Annotated in this window: 18 protein-coding genes; 5 read left to right on the plus strand and 13 right to left on the minus strand. The window is 45.4% G+C overall.

Features of this window, described 5'->3' with window-relative positions:
• A partial coding sequence (locus WG943_RS18140; protein WP_340411177.1) for a hypothetical protein occupies window positions 1-700 on the plus strand: 700 nt, incomplete at its 5' end.
• Window positions 701-806: 106 nt separating this feature from the next.
• Window positions 807-2,135: an MFS transporter gene (locus WG943_RS18145; RefSeq protein ID WP_340411178.1), complete on the plus strand. Its 1,329-nt coding sequence runs from the start codon at window positions 807-809 to the stop codon at window positions 2,133-2,135.
• A gap of 308 nt (window positions 2,136-2,443) precedes the next feature.
• Here WG943_RS18145 and WG943_RS18150 read toward each other — a convergent pair whose 3' ends face one another.
• Both WG943_RS18150 and WG943_RS18155 read right to left on the minus strand, forming a co-directional pair.
• The gene (locus tag WG943_RS18150) at window positions 2,444-4,105 is read right to left on the minus strand and encodes an amidohydrolase (protein ID WP_340411180.1); all 1,662 of its coding nucleotides are present in this window, start codon (window positions 4,103-4,105) and stop codon (window positions 2,444-2,446) included.
• Between the two features lie 20 nt (window positions 4,106-4,125).
• On the minus strand, window positions 4,126-4,899 hold the full coding sequence (locus WG943_RS18155) for an AMP nucleosidase (protein ID WP_340411182.1): 774 nt from the start codon (window positions 4,897-4,899) through the stop codon (window positions 4,126-4,128).
• 88 nt (window positions 4,900-4,987) lie between these two features.
• Between WG943_RS18155 and WG943_RS18160 the strand changes: the two genes are divergently transcribed.
• Complete coding sequence (locus WG943_RS18160) at window positions 4,988-5,437, plus strand: type I restriction enzyme HsdR N-terminal domain-containing protein (RefSeq protein WP_340411183.1); 450 nt, start codon at window positions 4,988-4,990, stop codon at window positions 5,435-5,437.
• Between the two features lie 174 nt (window positions 5,438-5,611).
• Here the strand turns inward: WG943_RS18160 and WG943_RS18165 are convergent, their stop codons facing one another.
• The 3 genes from WG943_RS18165 to WG943_RS18175 form a co-directional block, all read right to left on the minus strand.
• On the minus strand, window positions 5,612-7,480 hold the full coding sequence (locus WG943_RS18165; RefSeq protein ID WP_340411185.1) for an LTA synthase family protein: 1,869 nt from the start codon (window positions 7,478-7,480) through the stop codon (window positions 5,612-5,614).
• Window positions 7,481-7,850: 370 nt separating this feature from the next.
• On the minus strand, window positions 7,851-8,966 hold the full coding sequence (gene ald / locus WG943_RS18170; RefSeq protein ID WP_340411187.1) for an alanine dehydrogenase: 1,116 nt from the start codon (window positions 8,964-8,966) through the stop codon (window positions 7,851-7,853).
• 243 nt (window positions 8,967-9,209) lie between these two features.
• Window positions 9,210-9,992 carry a DUF1573 domain-containing protein gene (locus tag WG943_RS18175; RefSeq protein WP_340411189.1) on the minus strand — a complete coding sequence of 261 codons (783 nt, stop codon included), beginning with the start codon at window positions 9,990-9,992 and terminating at the stop codon, window positions 9,210-9,212.
• A 193-nt stretch (window positions 9,993-10,185) separates the two neighbouring features.
• On the opposite strand from WG943_RS18175, the gene WG943_RS18180 reads away from it, so the two are divergent.
• Entirely contained in the window at window positions 10,186-12,594 is a 2,409-nt protein-coding gene (locus tag WG943_RS18180; protein WP_340411190.1) for an alpha-ketoacid dehydrogenase subunit alpha/beta, read from the plus strand.
• Between the two features lie 83 nt (window positions 12,595-12,677).
• Here the strand turns inward: WG943_RS18180 and WG943_RS18185 are convergent, their stop codons facing one another.
• The gene (locus WG943_RS18185; protein ID WP_340411191.1) at window positions 12,678-13,283 is read right to left on the minus strand and encodes a hypothetical protein; all 606 of its coding nucleotides are present in this window, start codon (window positions 13,281-13,283) and stop codon (window positions 12,678-12,680) included.
• Between the two features lie 206 nt (window positions 13,284-13,489).
• Between WG943_RS18185 and WG943_RS18190 the strand changes: the two genes are divergently transcribed.
• The gene (locus WG943_RS18190) at window positions 13,490-14,410 is read left to right on the plus strand and encodes a zinc-dependent peptidase (protein ID WP_340411193.1); all 921 of its coding nucleotides are present in this window, start codon (window positions 13,490-13,492) and stop codon (window positions 14,408-14,410) included.
• Window positions 14,411-14,512: 102 nt separating this feature from the next.
• Here the strand turns inward: WG943_RS18190 and WG943_RS18195 are convergent, their stop codons facing one another.
• From WG943_RS18195 to WG943_RS18225, 7 genes are all read right to left on the minus strand, one after another.
• The gene (locus tag WG943_RS18195) at window positions 14,513-15,679 is read right to left on the minus strand and encodes a sigma-54-dependent transcriptional regulator (RefSeq protein ID WP_340411195.1); all 1,167 of its coding nucleotides are present in this window, start codon (window positions 15,677-15,679) and stop codon (window positions 14,513-14,515) included.
• A gap of 316 nt (window positions 15,680-15,995) precedes the next feature.
• Window positions 15,996-16,388, minus strand: coding sequence for a c-type cytochrome (locus WG943_RS18200; RefSeq protein ID WP_340411197.1), 393 nt, complete (start codon window positions 16,386-16,388; stop codon window positions 15,996-15,998).
• A 4-nt stretch (window positions 16,389-16,392) separates the two neighbouring features.
• Window positions 16,393-17,076 (minus strand): SCO family protein, encoded by a 684-nt coding sequence (locus tag WG943_RS18205; protein WP_340411198.1) that lies wholly within the window; start codon window positions 17,074-17,076, stop codon window positions 16,393-16,395.
• Complete coding sequence (locus WG943_RS18210) at window positions 17,060-17,497, minus strand: hypothetical protein (RefSeq protein WP_340411200.1); 438 nt, start codon at window positions 17,495-17,497, stop codon at window positions 17,060-17,062. Before WG943_RS18210 ends, WG943_RS18205 begins: the two co-directional genes overlap by 17 nt.
• A 188-nt stretch (window positions 17,498-17,685) precedes the next feature.
• A complete protein-coding gene (locus tag WG943_RS18215) occupies window positions 17,686-18,432 on the minus strand; it encodes an MBL fold metallo-hydrolase (protein ID WP_340411202.1) in 747 nt (248 codons plus the stop codon).
• A gap of 58 nt (window positions 18,433-18,490) precedes the next feature.
• Window positions 18,491-19,417, minus strand: coding sequence for a phosphate/phosphite/phosphonate ABC transporter substrate-binding protein (locus WG943_RS18220; protein WP_340411204.1), 927 nt, complete (start codon window positions 19,415-19,417; stop codon window positions 18,491-18,493).
• 155 nt (window positions 19,418-19,572) lie between these two features.
• Window positions 19,573-19,992: a DUF2267 domain-containing protein gene (locus WG943_RS18225; protein WP_340411206.1), complete on the minus strand. Its 420-nt coding sequence runs from the start codon at window positions 19,990-19,992 to the stop codon at window positions 19,573-19,575.
• Window positions 19,993-20,385 lie beyond the last annotated feature (393 nt).

Genomic DNA, 20,385 nt, shown 5'->3' on the forward strand with positions numbered 1-20,385 from the left:
ACTTCAGACGAGACAATACAAACTTGGTATAGAATCAGCCCAAAAGTATATAAAGTACTTTGATTCATATTCTATAAACTGGTTTGCATTTATGGAGAATTATTTTCTATTGGCAATCCATTCTAAAGATTATGTGCTAGCCTTAAATATTCTGGCTACCGCTTTTCATGAACAACATATCGCTAAACTTGCAGAGTATTCTAAAGAGTGTTGGGAATTATATCGCCGTTATGCTCTGTTAGCTTCAAAGCATGCCGGCAATGATATATTTTCGCATACGATTCTTTCTAATGTAACAGATTCGCTTGCTATTATTCCTAAAGATAAGGTTGGTTTCAATATCACGATTATAATCTTAGGCCTATTAGAAGATTTTGCTAAGCCAGGATTTGATTTGAGCCAGAGCCATATCGACAGAATCAACAGTTACACTTTTAAATATCTGAAAGGACCAAAAGCTGAGCGGGCCAAACTTTTTTTTAAGCTAATGCTACTGGCCATTAACTCAAACTTGGATTATAATGTCATTATTAAGAAAGACAAAGCTATTTTAGAGTCTCTGCAGAAGCTACCTATACCCGGATCTGCCTTTGCAGAGGTGGAGATAATTCCATATGAACACCTATGGGAAATTGTGCTGAACATTATAAAATCAAGAAATAGTAATAGCACGAAAAGTATAGTACAGAGTTCATTCTAAATACTTGTAGTTAAATTTATTTAGTGGACCCATTGGAGAGGTGGTGTATTAACGGTAAATCAGCAGGATTTAACAAGGGTGTCGATATTTTTCTTATTTTTCAAGTATGGAAAAGAACAACCCCACTGTTACCCGCGCCTGGTGCTTTTATGATTGGGCCAACTCTGTTTATTCGCTGGTAATTACCTCAACTATTTTCCCGATCTATTACAGCGCGGTTGCCGAAAATCCAGATGGTACTTCTATTGTTAGTTTCTTTGGGTTTAGCCTGGAAAGTTCGGTGCTCTTTTCCTATGCCATTTCAGGAGCGTTTTTGATCATCGCTCTGATGAGCCCATTGCTCACAGCCATTGCCGACTACAGCGGACGTAAAAAGCTGTTCATGCAGCTTTTCTGCTATCTTGGCTCCATATCCTGTGCCGGCCTATACTTTTTTACCCGCGATACCTTTACCATTTCTGTTTTACTTTTTGTAATGGCCTCTATCGGGTTTAGTGGCAGTATTGTGTTCTATAACTCATACCTGCCAGAGATAGCCACCGAAGATCAGTATGACAGGTTGAGTGCAAAAGGCTTTTCGATGGGCTATATCGGGAGTGTTTTGCTGCTAATCTTTAACCTGGCTATGATTCTGCAGCCGGGCTTTTTCGGAATTGCGGCCGAAAACACATCACTACCACCGCGCATCGCTTTTCTAACGACAGGCATCTGGTGGTTTGGCTTTGCACAGTATACTTTTTACCATCTGCCCAGCAATGTGTACCATCGCAAGCCAAAGGGCAGCTGGATATTAAACGGATTTAAAGAACTGCAAAAGGTACTGAGCCAAGTAAAGCAACTGCCCATGCTCAAGCGTTTTCTGCTAGCCTACTTCTTTTTTAACATGGGGGTACAAACAGTAATGTATGTGGCTACTATCTTCGGAATCGAAGTGCTTAACCTGGAGAGTAACGCGCTTATCACAACCATCCTAATCATACAATTAGTGGCCATTGGCGGTGCTTACGCTTTTGCTATACTTTCTGGTAAGTATGGCAACATCAGAGCCTTAATTATAGCTGTTATCATCTGGATAGGCATTTGTATTGGCGCTTACTTTATTCGTGGCGAGTTCGACTTTTATGTGCTGGCAGCTATTGTTGGTTCTGTAATGGGTGGTATTCAGACGCTTTCTCGTTCTACATACTCCAAGCTTATTCCGTCGGCAACACAAGACCATGCGTCATACTTTAGCTTTTATGATGTAACCGAGAAAGTATCTATTGTACTGGGTACACTGGCATATGGTGCTATTGCTCAAATAACAGGCTCCATGCGCAATAGTATACTTGCCCTTATCGTCTTCTTTGCTATTGGTCTGATATTCTTGTTTAGGATAAAGGGTAAGAAATCTCTGGAGCCCCAGGCTGAAGTAAATGAGCCTGCTAAGGTATAGTTATCTTGTTTATTAGGCGTTCGGAGATGTAGAGACGCAATACGTTGCGTCTTGCTTGCTACAGGGCGATTGGTTTCGTTATTGGTAGGTGAGGAAGTATAAGCTTATACTTTGATGCCTCTGAAAATATAAGTTACGGCTCGCTGAAGTCTGAAGACTTTCCATCATATTAAGTTACAAGTAATACTGCGCTAAGCACTTGCACTAGAAAGACCATAGAGCAACAGAATCCATCAAAACAAAAATCCCGCTGAAGTATAAACTCCAGCGGGATTTTTGTTTTAAAGAGCATTTGCCTCTTTACATTTCTACTTCTTATAAACTTGCTTGCCATTCAGGTAAGTATAAAGCACCTGCAGGCCGCGCATCTCCTCAGGCTTTACTTTCATCAGGTCTTTGTCTACAAGTATGAAATCGGCGAATTTACCGGCCTCTATACTTCCTTTCTCGTTCTCTTCGAAGTTAGACTTGGCCGCCCAGATCGTCATGCCTCTAAGAGCCTCTTCACGGCTCAAGGCGTTCTCCATCTGGAAACCGGCTGATGGCCAGTTTTTTGCATCCTGGCGTGCTACTGCCGAATGGAAAGTATAAAATGGGTTAATGTCTTCTACAGGGAAATCGGTACCCAGCGGAATGTAGCCATTCTGCTGCAACAGCTGCTTAAACGGATAAGCATGCTTTATACGCTCCTTACCCAGCCTGTCGCCAGCCCAGTACATATCCGAAGTGGCATGTGTTGGCTGCACAGACGGGATAATGCTGTACTGGCCAAACTTGTCCATGTCGGCTGGGTTGATGATCTGAGAGTGCTCTATTCTCCAGCGTTTATCGTTTTTGCCGCCTAATACTTCACCATAGATATCCAGCAACAAACGGTTAGCAGAGTCGCCGATGGCATGTGTGTTCATCTGAAAACCATGCTGGTTCATCAGCTTAGCCAGGTCGCGGAACTCCTGCTCCGAAGCCAGTAAAAAGCCATAGTGATTGTGCTTGTCGGCGTACGGCTTAATAAGGTTAGCGCCTCTTGACCCTAACGCGCCATCAGAATAAATCTTGAAAGAGCGCACATTCAGCCTGTCAGTTTTGTAAGTACCGTTCTTGAAATAGTAGTCCTGGTTCTCTTTGCTTGGGTTTAGCATGGCATAAACACGCATCTGCATTTCGCCTTTTTTATGCATGTCGTCCATCAGATCTACCGTAGACTTATCCAAACCAGCATCATCTACAGAGGTAAGGCCAACTGCAAAGCAGTTTGCTTCAGCGTTTTTAAGGGCCTGGCGTTTATCTACCTCGTCTGCATCTGGTATTTTAGCTGATACCATGTCAATGGCATTGTCAATCAGGATACCGGTCATTTTGCCACCTTCTACCTCAACCAAGCCACCTACCATTTTGGTTTTAGGCGTGATGCCGGCCAGGTCAAGTGCCTTTTGGTTAACTAAAGCAGCATGCCCATCTACGCGGGTAAGTATAACCGGCACATCCGGAAACAGCTGGTCCAAGGTATCCTTCGTCGGGAACTCCTTCACAGTCCAGTCATTCTGATCCCAGCCACGGCCTGTTATCCACTCTGTGTCCGGATATTTCTTACGCTGCTCCGTTACCTTCTGCACCACCTCCTTAAACGATTCTGTACCTACCAGGTCAGCAGACTGCAGTGCCAGGCCATAGCGGTAGAAGTGAGCGTGCGCATCAATAAAGCCAGGGTAAACAGCTTTGCCTTCAGCGTTTAGTTCTTCAGTAGCTTTATACTTTCCGCGAATCTCGTCAGATGTACCTACGGCTATGATCTTACCGTCTTTCACGGCAAAGGCCTCGGCAGTATCGAAGTTGTCGTTCACAGTATAAACCGTGCCATTGTACACGATCAGGTCAGCTTGCTCGGCACCTGTCTGGGCGCTGGTACAGGCACTTAAAGTAGCGCTGCCCAACAGTAAGGCAGCAGCAAAGGTGCGTAAGGTTCTGGTCATAAGGGTTAGTGTTGTGCTTATTATTCGAAGCGCATGTGTTTTACTGAGTCGCCGGTATTAATAAGTTCTGTTAAAGAGTCAATACCAATGCTCAGGTGCTTTTCTACATAGTTAGTAGTTACTAATTTATCGCTTTCAGATGTCTTCACACCCTCCGGTATCATCGGGTTATCAGACACCAGCAACAGTGCACCATGCGGAATCTCGTTGATGAACCCAACCGTGAATATAGTAGCTGTTTCCATATCAATACCCATGGCGCGGATCTGACGCAGGTATTCTTTAAAGTCTTCGTCGTGTTCCCAAACACGACGGTTAGTCGTATAAACTGTGCCGGTCCAGTAGTCCATTTCATGCTTCTTGATCATAGACGAAACTGCACGCTGCAAGCGGAACGACGGAAGAGCAGGAATTTCAGGTGGCAGGTAATCATCAGAGGTACCTTCGCCACGGATAGCTGCAATCGGTAGTATAAGGTCGCCGATCTGGGTTTTTCTTTTTAAACCACCGCACTTGCCTAAGAATAAAGCAGCCTTTGGCTTAACGGCAGAAAGCAAATCCATTACAGTTGCAGCCATGGCGCTACCCATACCAAAGTTGATAATGGTAATGTTGTTGGCCGTAGCCGTTTGCATTGGTTTGTCCAGGCCTCGTATTTCTACACCGAACCGGTCGGCAAACATTCTAACGTAATTTATAAAGTTAGTAAGCAGAATGTACTCACCAAACTCATCGAGAGGCACGCCGGTGTACCGGGGCAACCAATCGCTAACTATTTCTTCTTTGGTCTTCATAATGTCAAGTTAAGTAATTTGATATAAAAAATCCGCCTTGGTAGGGTAGCTACTGGGGCGGAGCATGATAAAATGGCTAAATTGCGGCATGGAAGCACTCAACTTGCCACCATTTGAATACAAAATTACAAAATCCGGCGCTAATTACCTGATTTTTGATGCCCTGCGCCGAAAAAACGTTGTACTTACGCCTGAGGAGTGGGTAAGGCAGCATTTTGTGCACTACCTGATCGGTACGTTGGGTTATCCTAAAGGCTTGGTAAGTATAGAGCGCGGCACCAGTTACAACACCCTTCAAAAGCGCACAGATCTTTGCGTGTATAACCAACAGGGCAAGCCGCACCTGCTCGTAGAGTGTAAGGCCGCATACGTGCCCATTACGCAGGATGTTGTGAAACAGGTTTCTGTGTACAACCAAACACTGCAGGCAAAGTTTGTAGTTATCACCAATGGTCTGCAACATTTTTGCTGGCAGGTAGATTTTGAAACCAGAAAGTTTGAACCGCTGCAGGAGATACCTCTTTGCAGTTTTGATTGAGTGGATGAGTGATTGAGTGAATACTCCATTTTTGTCATCCCGACGATAGGAAAGATCTTTTTAGAATTCTATTTAGATCTCTACAGCTAAGCTGGCTCTCTTCGACTTACGCCTCACGAGTGTTCGAGATAACAGTTTAATTATTCACTCAATCACTCATCCACTCATTCAAAATTACTCCAAATAAAGCCTGTTATTCACCATTCCGCTTCTGAAATACTGCACGTAAGCTTTTAGCTGTTGCTCCGCAGCTGGGGCAGGAGAGGAGGCAGGGGCAAATTCGGGGAAAGTATAAAACCGTATATGGTCATCCAATGTAAGCTCTGTTACGGCGTTCTGCTGCACGAGTAAGTATGAGTTGCCATTAAAAAGTATGGCGCTTCCGGTGGTAGTGCTATCAAACAATGATTTTCCGAAGGGTAGCACTTTGTTTGTATTGATGTTGAGGTAATCAACCACAGTGGGTAGAATATCAGTGTGCTGGGCAATCTGCGCCGGGTTTATACTTTCGAGTTGTTTGTTTGGGTGAAAAAGCAACAGCGGCACACGGTAATGGCCTAGCTCGTTCTGGTAAGCCGGATCTATACTTTTCTGGGTATGGTCTGCAGTAAGTATAAACAATGTGTTGTTGTACCAGGGCTGCTTAGAAGCAGTTTTAAAGAACTCGCGCAGGGCATGGTCTGCGTAGCCAATAGATTCGTGTATCTCCAACTCACCCTGTGGGAAGCGGCCTTTATACTTTGCCGGTACCGTGTAAGGTTGATGAGAGCTTAGCGTAAACAGGGTAGCAAAGAAAGGCTTGTCCTTATCACTTAACTTGGTTGCTACATAGTTCAGGTAAGGCTCATCGAAAATGCCCCATAAGCCGTCAAAATCCTCAGCCCGTTTTTCAGATGGATACTCGTCAAGACCATAATATTCCTGAACGCCAGCTTGTTTGGCAAAGTTGTTAAAGCCCATAGTGCCATTGGCAGCCCCATGGAAAAAAGCAGTATTATAGCCGGCTTCCTGCATCACGGTGCCCAATCCATATACTTTGTTAGCCTGATAAGCAGAGGTAATATAAGGCTCCTGCATGAGCGAAGGTATACTCGAAAGTACTGATGGCAACGCCTCAATAGACTTGCGTCCGTTGGCAAAGGCATTGTTAAAGAGCACTCCTTGCGTACTCAATGAATCCAGAAAAGGGGTGTAACCTTTACCGTTGTTAAGTGCACCTACATACTCAGCTGCAAAGCTTTCAAGTATGATGATCACCACATTCTCCTTTAGCTGTTTTTCACCCTGCTGGCTATACTTGGCAGGGTTGAAAGCTAAGGCAGTTAATAGGCTTTCCTGGTCGGGGAAGTAATTTTTCTGCTCCAGTTGGGGCTTGCCTATGCCTTTGATAAAGGTGAACGAACTATTCAGCGATAAATGCCCAAGAGAGGCAGGTTCAAGTATAAAAGCATGGCTCACGCGCAAGGGCTTTAGCTGCCAACCGCCACGTATTGCCAGTACAGCAAGTGCAGCTACAAATAACAGCCGCATAGAGCGCAGCAGGATGTTCTTCTGGAAAGTATAAGGCTCTCTTACGTTAGGATATACTTTTGCCAGCAAGTATACCACCACTATAAAACCCAGTACAATCAGCCAGTAGTTCTGTATCAATTGGCCCAGTTGGTCCATGATATCAGCTGTGATGGTGGTTACCTCGTTGCTGGAGCGTTTGCCGATGAACTTAAAAAACTCTACATCTACTAACGACAGCGCAATAAAAGGTACATTGGTCAGTATAAACCATATTTTAAGCACTCGCTGGTAAGTTGGGTGCAAGGTTTTTCCCCACGGAAAAAGCGAGCCAAGTATAAATGGAGCATTAATAATGGCAATAGCAGCAAAATCAAACCGTAAGCCATACAGGAACGCCAAAAAAGTATCTGTAGCCGATGCCTCAGCAAAAGCGCTGTAGTTGAAAGTATAGAATAGCAGCCGAAGTAGCATGTACAAAACCAGGAGTAAACCCAGCCGCCGCAGCAACAGCTTAAATGAACTATCAAACATCAAGTATAATCTTATCTAAATTGCAGCTAAAGTATGGCTGCAATAGCTTTTACATTTATAAGGAAAATTTTACCCACTCCTAAGCCCTTAAAAGGGCAATTTCTAAATATGGTGCAAGAGTTTATCCTCGGGACCTGTTATAACTGGGAATCTGGACCAGTCGAATCTCAGATTCAACATCATCGTTAGGTACGGAAATAATTTCCGCGTCAGAAATAGAGATTCTCCTCTTGGGAGCGGGAGGGGCAGGTTTACATCTACTGAACCCTCCTATAACCCAATCACAAAGATACAACCAAAATTCCGTACAAAAGCAGAGCGCCTTTCCAACCGAAGTCAGAAAGGCGCTCTATAAGTATAAAATTTTAGCTTACGCTAGTACAGTCTCAACTGGAGTATAGTCAAGGCCAAATGCCTCGGAAACACCTTTGTACACAACTTTACCTTTTACCACGTTTAATCCAAGCTTCAGCTCGTTGCTGTCGGCGCAAGCCTGCTTCCAGCCTTTGTTCGCTATCTGGATAGCGTAAGGGAGCGTAGCGTTTGTAAGGGCAAGCGTAGAAGTATAAGGTACAGCACCTGGCATGTTAGCCACGCAGTAGTGAACCACATCATCGATAATGTAAGTTGGGTTCTCGTGCGTAGTTGGTGTACACGTCTCGATACAGCCACCTTGGTCAACGGCAACGTCTACTACTACAGTACCTGGGCGCATTTCCTTTAGCATTTCTCTTGTGATCAGGTGTGGAGCCTTAGCGCCAGGGATAAGTACAGCACCAATGATCAGGTCATGTGTCGGAAGCAGCTCACGGATGTTATATTCGTTCGACATGAACGTGTTCACGTTAGCAGGCATGATATCATCCAGGTAACGCAGTCTTGCCAGGTTTGTGTCAAGTATAGTTACATCGGCACCCATACCGGCAGCCATTTTAGCAGCGTTTGTACCTACTACGCCACCACCCAAAATCATAACTTTAGCAGGACGAACACCTGGTACGCCACCTAGCAAAATGCCACGGCCTTTAAGTGGCTTCTCCAGGTATTTAGCACCTTCCTGGATAGACATACGGCCCGCAACCTCTGACATCGGAACAAGCAAAGGAAGGCTTCTGTCGGCACGCTCTACTGTTTCGTAAGCAAGGCAGATAGCTTTCTGCTTGATCATGGCGTGCGTAAGCGGCTCGTAAGAAGCAAAGTGGAAGTACGTGAACAACAACTGGTCTTCCTTAATCAGGTTGTACTCAGACTCAATTGGCTCTTTTACCTTGATGATCATCTCGGCGATGCCATAAACCTCTTCAATGCTAGGAAGTATAGTTGCACCAGCGCTTACATATAAATCATCCGAGAATCCGCTACCCTCACCGGCAGTAGACTGTACATAAACTGTGTGGCCATTGCGCACCAGTTCTACCACACCAGCAGGAGTAACACCTACACGGTTCTCGTTATTCTTGATTTCCTTAGGAACACCAATAATCATGTCGTTCTTAATTTATGGTAAAATGTGTTTAGTTTTTGTTAAAGTTGGCGCAAATATACCATAAGTTAATGGAAATAAAAGGGTAATTAAACAGAGCTTGTTAAGTGGCTGAGGTTAAGGCTGAAAATGCCTGAAATGAGTGAAATATTTCGTGCCAAGTATGCGGATGTACAAACCCCTTTAAATGAAAAAAGGCAGCGATAAAATCACTGCCATTAGTACAAAATAAAACTATGAAAAAAACTATCTGAAAGGTACCGGCTGTGCGCCCTCCCTTAACATATTTTTTGAAGCCAGACTCTCTACTACAGTTGCCTTCAGCGTTAGCTTCAGGTCCGGCATTATAATATCATTCGAAACGATGGTAACCACCTCATTTTGCTCTTTCAACATCATCGGAACGTAAGTAAGTTCCAAAATTGCCGTTTGTCCGGGCTTTAATGATGGTTCGGAAACCTTAAAGCTTACACAGTTGCAAGAGGCCTTTACACCTTGTATAACAAGTGGTTGCCGGCCAGTGTTTTTTACTGTGAATTTAGCTACTGCTTTTTGTCCTTTTTCAAGTTTTCCAAAGTTATAGCTTGTGCTTCCAACTGCCAAACGCGGCGACCTTGCTTTTTGTTCCTGCGTGTAACTTGTTTTCAAATCTTTTGGTCCAACTTCGCCTTTTATGTACAAAACCTGCGTTTGCGTTGCAGCGTTCGACGTAACAGTGATGGACTTATGAAACGGGCCCGGCCGGCCTGTGCTATTATACATTGCTTTAATCGTGCCAGTTTTACCTGGCAGGATCGAATCTTTGGTCCAATCCGGAGTGGTGCAACCGCAAGATGGCTGTACCGCCGAAATAATTACGGGTTGGTTGCCTACATTTTTAACCTTAAACTCGTAAGCAGCCTGGGTACCTTCGGCAATTGTACCGAAATCGTGTGTCTCTTTTTCAAATTTTAACGCACCTTGCCCATTGGCTGTACCTACAGCAAATATAAAGGAAAGTAGCAATAATAAGTAAAGATTTCTTTTCATATGCTTAAAGAAAGCAAAAATTTAGTAAAAAGTGCCCATACTACACCGGGCAAGACAAATATATAAAATCTTTTTTCAAAAACAGAAAGGCTGCTATTGTGCCAGTTTACTGTAGAAAAGCGCCTAATTTGAATTTAGGTGAATCTTCTGTACTTTTGACAAGAATAAAATCATTTGGTTTAAACAAGAAATCATGCAAACTGCTGAAGCATCTATAACTCAGAGATTAACAGCTGAAGAAATATTAAACGATTATCGTATTGCGTGGGAAAGCCGTCAGGCCAGCTTAGCTGGTCGTAAGGAGGTTTTCATGGGCAAAGCCAAATTCGGCATCTTCGGAGATGGCAAAGAGGTGGCGCAGTTGGCGATGGCCAAGTTCTTCCAGAACGGCGACTTCCGCTCCGGCTATTACCGCGACCAGACTTTTATGTTTGCCATTGGTGAATTAACGCTGCAACAATACTTTGCTCAGTTGTATGCCCACACCGATGTAGAGGCAGAGCCATCAACCGCTGGCCGTGCCATGAACGGCCACTTTGGTACCCGCCTGTTAGACGACGAAGGCAAATGGAAAAATCTTACTGATTCAAAGAATTCAAGTTCTGATATATCGCCTACTGCATCGCAAATGCCGCGTTTGGTAGGTTTGGCTTATGCCTCTAAACTGTACCGCCAAAACCCTGAGCTGCAAAGCCTGAATCAGTTTTCAGTAAATGGTAATGAAGTTGCCTTTGGCACCATCGGTAATGCATCTACCTCAGAAGGTATGTTCTTCGAGGCCATAAATGCCGGCGGTGTATTACAGGTGCCTATGCTGGTGTCGGTTTGGGATGATGGCTACGGTATTTCTGTGCCAGCGGAGTATCAGACTACCAAAGGAAGTATTTCTGAGATTCTAGCCGGTTTCCAGCGCAATGCGGAAGGGGAGCAGGGCTACGAGGTATTTAAAGTGAAGGGCTGGGATTATGCCGCTCTATGTGAGACTTACGAGGCTGCTGTGCGTGTTTGCCGTGAGCAGCATGTGCCGGTACTGGTGCACGTAGAGGAGCTTACGCAGCCGCAGGGACACTCAACCTCTGGTTCGCATGAGCGCTACAAGTCTAAAGAGCGTTTGGAATGGGAGGCAGCGTATGATTGCCTTAAAAAGATGCGCGAGTGGATCTTGAGCACAGAAATTGCTACCACAGAGCAGTTAGATAGTATAGAGAATGAGGCGAAAGAGGCAGTTAGAAACGCTAGAAGCAGCGCCTGGAATGCCTTTGCCAGCGATATCAAAGCTGACCACGAAGAGGCGCTCCGCCTGTTGGTTAACCTAGCTGCTGCCAGTGAGCACATCACTGAAGTTGCTACAATTACCGAAGAACTTCGCAAAGTAGGTACCCCGATCCGTAGCGATGCTGTTAGAGCCGCGCGCCGCGCCCTACGCTACGTGCGTGACGAGCGCAACCAAGCCAAACGTGAGTTGGTGGAGTGGCTGGAGCAGACGCTAGGCGAAAATTCAGATAGATTTAACTCATACCTGTTCAGCCAGTCCGATGAGTCTGCGCTGCTGGTAGAGGAGGTAAAGCCAGAATTTGATGATAACTCGCCTGTAGTTGACGGCCGTGAGGTACTGCAGGCTTGCTTTGATGCCATACTTGCCCGCGACCCACGCGTGTTTGCCATCGGCGAAGACGTAGGTTTTATAGGTGACGTGAACCAGGCTTTTGCAGGATTACAGGAAAAGTATGGCGAACTACGCGTAACCGATACCGGTATCCGTGAGTGTACCATTATTGGCCAAGGTATAGGCGCTGCCTTACGCGGATTGCGTCCGATCACTGAAATTCAGTACCTGGATTATCTGTTATACGCGATCCAAATATTGTCTGACGACGTGGCTTGCTTACAGTATCGTACCAAAGGCGGCCAGAAAGCTCCGCTTATTGTGCGTACACGTGGCCACAGGCTGGAAGGTATCTGGCATTCGGGCTCTCCGATTGGCATGATCCTGCACAGCATTAGAGGTATGCACGTGCTGGTGCCGCGCGATATGACACAGGCTGCTGGTTTCTATAACACTATGCTGAAGTCTGATGAGCCGGCATTGATCATCGAGTGCCTGAACGGTTACCGCCTGAAAGAGCGCATTCCGAACAATATCGCTGAATTTACAGTGCCGCTTGGTAAACCGGAAATCTTGAGACAGGGAGAAGATATCACCATTGTTACCTATGGTTCTATGTGCCGTATCGTAATGGAAGCCGCCAAACAGTTAGAGGAGTTTGGTATTTCTGCTGAAGTGATTGATGTGCAGACGCTACTGCCTTTTGATATTGAGCACATGATTGCAGACTCTGTTCGTAAAACAAACCGTGTGTTGTTTGCTGACGAAGATGTACCGGGTGGTGCAACTGCTTACATGATGCAGCAGGTAGTGGATGAGCAAGGAGCCTGGAGATGGCTGGATTCTAAGCCGCAGTGCTTATCAGCACAAGCGCACCGCCCTCCCTATTCATCAGATGGTGACTATTTTTCTAAGCCAAACGCAGAAGACGTATTTGAAACAGTTTATGAGATACTAAACGAGGCAGATCCGCAGGCATTCCCTAAGATTTACTAAGTAGTAAACATAATTAAAGTATAAAAGAAAACCCCGGTAGCGCAAGCTACCGGGGTTTTCTTTTATACTTTAATCAATGGCTATTAAAATGTAAGTTTTATAGGTGTGGTTTCTACAATGTTACTCCTGTTTGGAACAGGTAAGTTCCTGTCGTAGATGTAAATCTGAAACTTGATAATATCTCCCGGCTTGAAGAACTCACTTGTAATGCTCGACAAAGTATACCTGATTTCGCCTTCCAGTGGCTCAGTACGATCATCAGAAGTAAGTCTGCGGAAACGGCCGCTAAAATCGAAGCCGGCCACAGGTAACTCATACTTCACAAATGCTGAGTCGGTGGGGTTGCCGGGCACCGGACGCTTTATAAATAACTCAGCTATAAAGTTATTTTCATAAATAGAACCAGGCTGGAAAGGTGCCTGGCTATCAGGGTCTGAAGTGTTGGGAGTATTATCTAATGGCCTTAACCCCAAATCACCGTTACCATCCTGGTAGCCGACTATCATGGTTAGTATGGCAGTGGTGATGCCTGTTTCCTGGTTGCTATCATTTACTTCTTTTCTATACTCAGTTTCTACCCTCAGAAACTCTATTTCAGGAGTATCAGGATAACTAGGCTCCTTGCGGCAGGAACTTAACACGAGCAGCAGTAGCAATAAGCTTGTACTGTACTTTAGCAGGTATTTCATGTGGAATGAAGGAAATGAAGCTAAATTTACTAAATCAAACGCATACAATATAGGAATTGTTTTAAATTATTCGGATACATTTTCATGTGCGTATATAGCTCTGTTATACCACATAAGCAAACCGACACTGGCACCTTTAGTAGAATTTTTATTGTGCTGCTGGGCGTATACACTACTTTTTTAATGACGGCACGTTTAACGGGAGCATGGGATACATAGTATTTATTGTTTTGGTAGGAGTGGCGGTGCTGCTGTTCTACAGATGGGCTACCCGGAAGGATCGACACCGTAAACAAGTGCTTGCTCAGGAATTTCCTGCGGAATGGCGCAAAATCTTAACAGATAGAGTAGGCTTTTACCATACTTTAAAAACAGATGAAGATAGAGGTCGCTTTGAGAAAATGCTGCAGTTGTTTCTGTCTGAGAAACGCATAACAGGCATCCAGGTAGAGGTAGACGATACAACCAAAGTGCTTGTTGCCGCCAGTGCCATTATCCCCATCTATGGTTTCCGTGACTGGGAGTACCGAAATCTGGGCGAGGTGTTTGTTTTCCCGGGGAGCATCCAAAAGTTTAAAGATCAAGAAAGTGAGGCCGTTTCAGAGATATTGGGCCGTGTAAATCCTTTCCAGAACGATCATTATGTAACACTGTCTAAACCTGCCCTGGAGCGTGGGTTTAACGACATGGCTGATCGTAAAAACGTAGGCATTCATGAGTTTGCGCACATGCTAGACCAGGCTGACGGTGAGATAGACGGAACTCCTGAAGCATACCTTCCGGCAGAGTTGGTGCAGCCGTGGCAGGAACTCATGTACCGTAAGATCAAAAGTATAAAGAAAGGGGAGTCTGATATTGATGACTACGGTGCTACCAGCGAGGCTGAGTTTTTTGCAGTTGTAACCGAGTATTTTTTTGAGAAGCCGGACCAGCTGGCAGAGAAGCACCCTAGGCTTTATACTTTACTTACAAAGATTTTTCAGCAAAACCCGAAGCGCCGTTTCCGGATAAACTTCAGGGAGTTGCTAAACCCTTATGGCAAGCGCCTTGGTCGCAACGAACCGTGCCCCTGTGGTAACGGCGAAAAGTATAAAAACTGCTGTTTAGGCAAAAAGCAGGCAGCTTAGTGCGGTATTTATACTTTCCTGATAAAGATGTACAAGAGGATAAAAATTAAGCCCCCTGCAACAAGCGCTGCAGGGGGCTTAATTTTTAAGTCAATTTAGGTTTTACGAAACAACCGGCCTTGCATAAGCTTTGGCATCCTCAGCTGTGATTTCCGGTCCGCTCATAATTACGAGGCGCTCCACCACGTTTCGAAGCTCCCGCACATTGCCACGCCAGTCTAAGCCTTTCAGATACTCTAAAGCATCAGCTGTAATGGTTTTTGGTTTGTTGCCGTAATCGTTGGCTATGTCATTCAGGAACTTGGTTACCAGGTCTGGGATGTCTTCACGGCGTTCGTTTAGCGGCGGCACATGTATCAGTATAACCCCTAAGCGGTGGTATAAGTCTTCCCGGAAATTCTTGGCCTCAATCTCCTCCAGCAGGTTCTTATTTGTAGCCGCCAGCACACGCACATCCACTTGAATATCTTTATCGCCACCTACACGTGTGATTTTATGCTCCTGTAGCGCACGCAGTACTTTAGCCTGGGCAGATAAGCTCATATCACCTACCTCATCCAGGAAAAGTGTGCCACCGTTAGCTTGCTCAAATTTACCGATGCGTTGCTTTACCGCAGAAGTAAAAGAGCCTTTCTCATGGCCAAACAATTCACTCTCGATCAATTCGCTTGGTATAGCGGCGCAGTTTACCTCTATTAAGGGGCCGTTGCTGCGGTTGCTGTGTTCGTGTATGGCACGTGCAACCAGTTCCTTACCCGATCCGTTTGGCCCGGTAATCAGCACGCGGGCATCGGTAGGGGCTACTTTTTCTATGGCCTGCTTTACACGACCCAATGCTGGCGAGGTACCAACCATTTCGTAGGCTTTGGAGATCTTCTTTTTCAGGATCTTCGTTTCCGTTACCAGTGTCGATTTATCCAGCGCATTGCGTACAGTTACCAGTAGGCGATTCAGATCTGGTGGCTTCTGCAGAAAATCGTAGGCGCCTTTTTTAGTGGCTTCTACGGCAGTATCAATCGTGCCGTGTGCCGAAATCATGATAAAAGGCGTGTCTGGCGTAATTTCCATGGCTTTTTCCAGCACTTCGATGCCATCCATGCCGGGCATTTTAATATCGCAGAGCACTACATCATACTTGTTTTTGCTCAGGTGCTGCAGTCCTTTTTCTCCGTCTTCGGCTTCGTCTACAATATAATCCTCGAACTCAAGAATCTCTTTTAACGTGCTTCGGATGGCCCTTTCGTCGTCTATAATCAGAATTTTGGGCATAGTCTTATTTTAATGTCAGGCTAAGTATATGAAATAAACAACCGCTTGTCAAGGATGCGGCTGCATAGGTGTGGAATTTCAGTTTTAACTGAATTAGGGTAGGGGAGGTTACAGGTTTTATACTTTGGGATTAGTTGAGTTACTTGTAGGGACAGGTCGCGACCTGTCCGAATCGTGCACAGGCCATCTGTCTGAATCAGGATTATTAAGTCTCAAAAGGGTAAGCAGGATTTGATTGCTGCATGTACTGTTGCCGTTTCATTGCTATTGTCATCGCGCGGACAGGTCGCGACCTGTCCCTCTACAAAGGTTGTTACTACCTGTGCGGCGGGCAAGCCTCTAGCTGTTTTTCTACTTCCGGCATAGTATATCTTTGGTTGTTGTTGCCGAAGTTGGTCTGGATGTAATTTAGCAGGTTGGTTATCTGGTCTTCGCGCAGGTCTACGCCGGGCATTGGTTTGTTATACTCGATGCCGTTAACGGTTATCGGGCCATCTATACCATGACGTATGAGGCAAGCCAACTGGTCGCGGTGCTGCTCCAGGTAATCGGCACCGGCAATAGGAGGGATAACGCCGCGCAGACCGCTACCGTCTGCCATGTGGCAGCTCTGGCAGTTGACTTCGTACAGGCGCTGGCCTTCGTTCTTCTTATTTGTGAAGCACTGGGTAAGGGTGGTAAGCATTAAGCCGCCCAGTGCTACTACCATAAGTTTATTTCTGGCCATTTTGCTTTTCTTTCAGCAGTACATCCATGTCTTTCATCAGTCGGTCCACATCTTCCTGCTCTGTGCCGTGGTAGTGGCCGCGTATGTGGCGGTTCTGGTCTACCAGCATAAAGTCTCCGCTGTGCGCAAAGCCGCCTTCTGCCTGGGCATCTTCTTGTACACCTGTAAAGTACTGCAGGGCCATAGCGTAGATGTTGTCTTTGTCGCCGGTTAAAAAGTGCCACTTATTAGTTTGTACATTCAGGCGATCAGCATAATCCCGTAGTACTGCTACTGTGTCGTGTTGTGGGTCTATGCTGTGCGAAAGTATAACTACGTTCGGGTTGTCTTTAAACTTCTCGTACACGCGCAGCATCTGGCTTTTCATTTTAGGGCAGATGGAAGGGCAGCTGGTAAAGAAGAAATCCGTTACGTATATTTTTCCGGCTACGGTTTCCTGGGTTACTTGCTGGCTGTCCTGGTTTATAAAAGCGAAGTCAGGTATCTGGTGGTAAAAGGTGTCTACTACCGTTTCGCCATCAACTACACGCTCCACGGCTTCGCGATGGCCAAGTATAGGCAAGGTTTTATCGGCAGAGTCGCTGCTGCAGGCTGAGAAAAAGCCAATGCTAAGTATAACTGCCAGCTGTAAAGTATACTTGCTAAAGGGTGCTTTACTTATCTTGATCATAAGATGTATAGGTATTGCGGGCAGCGTTGATGGTGCTGTCCATAAGGGTTTGTACTTTCTCTATTTTAACCAACTCCTGTTGCAGGTAGTTCAGAGCCTGCTCATTTGGCATGTCCTTGGCAGGGGCTTTGTACTGGCGCATCCATACCATCATGGCTTCGTCGGCGCGGTTTAGCAGCTGTATTTGTATTTGCAGGCTGTTTAGCGTAGAAGAATCGGCTTGCTGAACTTCCAAAGTGTCGCGGAGAGTGCGCAGGCCTTTACGGAGTTTATAGATGTCTCCCATTTTAGCCATAGCGGTGTCGTGCACGGCCAGCACGCGTTCCTCCAGTGCCTCTTTTTGTTCTTTGGGACTTTGGCCCTGGCTGCAGCTACAAAGTATAGCAAGTGCAAAGCTGATGGATAGTATAAGGTATTTCATGACTTTAGATGAAATGAGGAGCCATACTTTGTCCTAACAGGCACAGGTTTTATTTGTTCCTCAAGGTATAAACGCGTGATGACAGGCCGCTTTACTATAGCTTTGAAAGTATAACCTAGGCTTTACCAGCATCACTTACTGCAAAGGTACGGTTGCCTTTCGGGATGTGCAAAGGAGTGGGGAAGAGTTTAACTGACTTTGCTATCCGAGTAGTCATAAACCAGGCTGTTTAACTTCTCCCGGATATTGCCTTCAACAACTCCCCCATGGTAGCACACAATTCTATCAATTTCTAGATGGCACAGTTTTTTAACCGACTCTATAGCCTGAGGCAGATCCAGCGTATAAGCAGGATTGGCTATTTGCAGTTTCCCAGTCTCACAAACCAGCGCATCGGCGGCAATAAGTGTTTTGCTTTCTTCCATGTAGATTGATATATGCCCTGGCATGTGTCCGGGCGTAGGAATTATCTTCACTCCTTTTAAGAACAAAAACTCTTCTGCCTCAGGGAAGACATAATCTACCTCCACAGGGCTTACATTTTCCAATATTTTTTGAAAAGCCCTGGCTCCAGGCTTTTGATCTTCAGGTAACTCTTGGTAAATGCCTTCCGCCTGTACAAGCCTGAGAGATTTCTCCTTTCCGCTAATATAAGCTGCCTCAAGCCCGGAGGAATATACTTTTATTGCCTGATAGTGCTGCTTTATTTCATAGAGCCCACCAATGTGGTCTATGTCATGATGTGTGACAATAACCCCAGTAAGGTTGTCTAAAGTAATTCCCTGAAGGTTGGCTGCATTTTCTATCAATGGCATAAAGCCAGCATAGCCACAGTCGATAAGCAGGAGCTGGTCTTCGTGATGAAGAATTACAGGGTATATGACCTCTTCTCTGCCTTTAAAATTAAATTTTACGTCCAGAACATGGAGTTTCATAACGCTTCCTTAATTGGAGATAAGTATTGAACTGAGGTTAACAAAGGGGATAAGTATACTACAAATGCTGCTCCAGCACCTTTCTCAGATTCTCCCGGCTGCCGGCCAGATCGATGATGCTTTTATAGTAACTCTCCGACACAGGCTCGAAATGATCGGCTTCGTAGGCTTCGGTCCAGGCACGTTTTAGCTGTGTGATAGCTTCGGGGTTTTTCTCATGTGCAAGCAGCAGTACTTTTTGCAGTTTTTTCTGTTGCCGGGCTGGCATAGAGGCTTTGCAAACTATGGGCCCCTGCGGTATGCCTTCCGACTGCCAAAGTATAGTTACATCACCCTCTTTCAGGTTGCCATTCAAAAGTTGTTTGTGAAACTCGCCGGTGCCAAGTGCAGCCACATCAGAATTGCCGCTGATTACTTCCTGCAAGGCGCTGGCATGGCTGTTCAGAAAGTCTACCTGCCCAAACTGCTCTTCGGGGTTAAGTATGCCCAAAGAACTTAGGTATAACCTCGGAATCAGGTTGCCGGAGGTAGAGTGCTTGCCGGCAAATACCAGCGAGTAAGTCTGTGAATTGCTGCGCAACTCTTCTATACTTTTGATGCCTGATTGTTTGCTGGCGATAAGGCACGACGTATAAGCTTTAAGCGCATCGGCAGGTACCTCCAAGGCAGCAAGCGGTACAATGGGTGGGGTAGGGTCGGTTTGCAGCAGCAGGTAGCCAAAGGTGTTCATTACAGCCACATCGGCCTCGCCACGACGCAGTGCCTCCACCAGCTCCCCAATGGTTGGGTAGCTTTTCAGGCGTAGCGTCGCCTTTAGCGCCTTGGCCATGTCCAGGGCAATGGGTTGTATGTTGGAAAGGCGGTCGTTGTCGCCGTAAGTATAGGTGGCTACAACAAGTTCTTTTTTAGGTTTAGGTGCAGCGGTTGCTTTATACGTTACGCAAAGTATAATCAGCAGGCAGAGCAGTAATAGGTACTTTTTCATAGTTCAGGTGGCTAGTTTAATAGTGTAAAGATAACTGATTAAGCAGGATATACATTGCCCGATTGGTTTGCAGCCACCAAAAATTATTTATAGCATACTTGCCATAAAAAAAGCCCGACATGTGCCGGGCTCCTGGTTTTGGGGTTTGTTTTCGTTTATACCGGAACAGTAATATCTGAGTGTAGTGCCTGTGCTACCTGGTTATACTGTCCCTCGGAAATATGGTCACGCAGAAACGTCATCACATCCTGGAAAGCATAGTATGTGTGATCAAGGGTAGGGAAATCAGCTTTATCGGCAAAAGCGTCTTTTGTGCGGATAAACTCCAGCCATTCGTCTTCGTGGCGGATGCGTACCGGGCTGTGCATATGGAAGCCATCATAGTACACGCCTTTCCAAAGTATAGGTAACTGTGCACCTAAATGAATAGCTTCGGCAGTAGGAATTCGGTCGCGGATGGCATGAAGAACCGCCCTGAAAATCCTGTTAGCCTTGTTCTCATCTTCAATGCCCAGGTAGTTACACAGTTGATTCGTCCAAGTGTTTGCGTCCTTTACATAATTCTCAAAATTCATAGCCATTTTTAACCTCCTTTTTTTGATTTAAAGATGTCTATACTTATCAACGACGCACACAGAGCAGGGTTATGGGTTAACCGGGAAGAGGGGTAAGTATAGGGTGAGGGGAAAAATAATGCTGTCAAAATCATAATTTACAGGTTTTTTTGGAGTAGCGGAATAACCGCTTTATACTTTAAGAAGGTATGTAAAAGCTGCTTAAGCATAGGGTAGTATTTGAGAACAGATATTAATTTTTTAAAGGTTACCAATTTTATGGCACAATTATCGTTGTAGAAATACTATATAGTGCTGGTAATATCAGTACATACTTCACGTTAAGTTGCCTAGGTTGCAGTATAGTATAAGCGGTATTTTCTAGGCGCAGACAGTAGTAAAATTTGTATTCTT

The organism is Pontibacter sp. H249, from assembly GCF_037892465.1.
GTDB lineage: Bacteria > Bacteroidota > Bacteroidia > Cytophagales > Hymenobacteraceae > Pontibacter.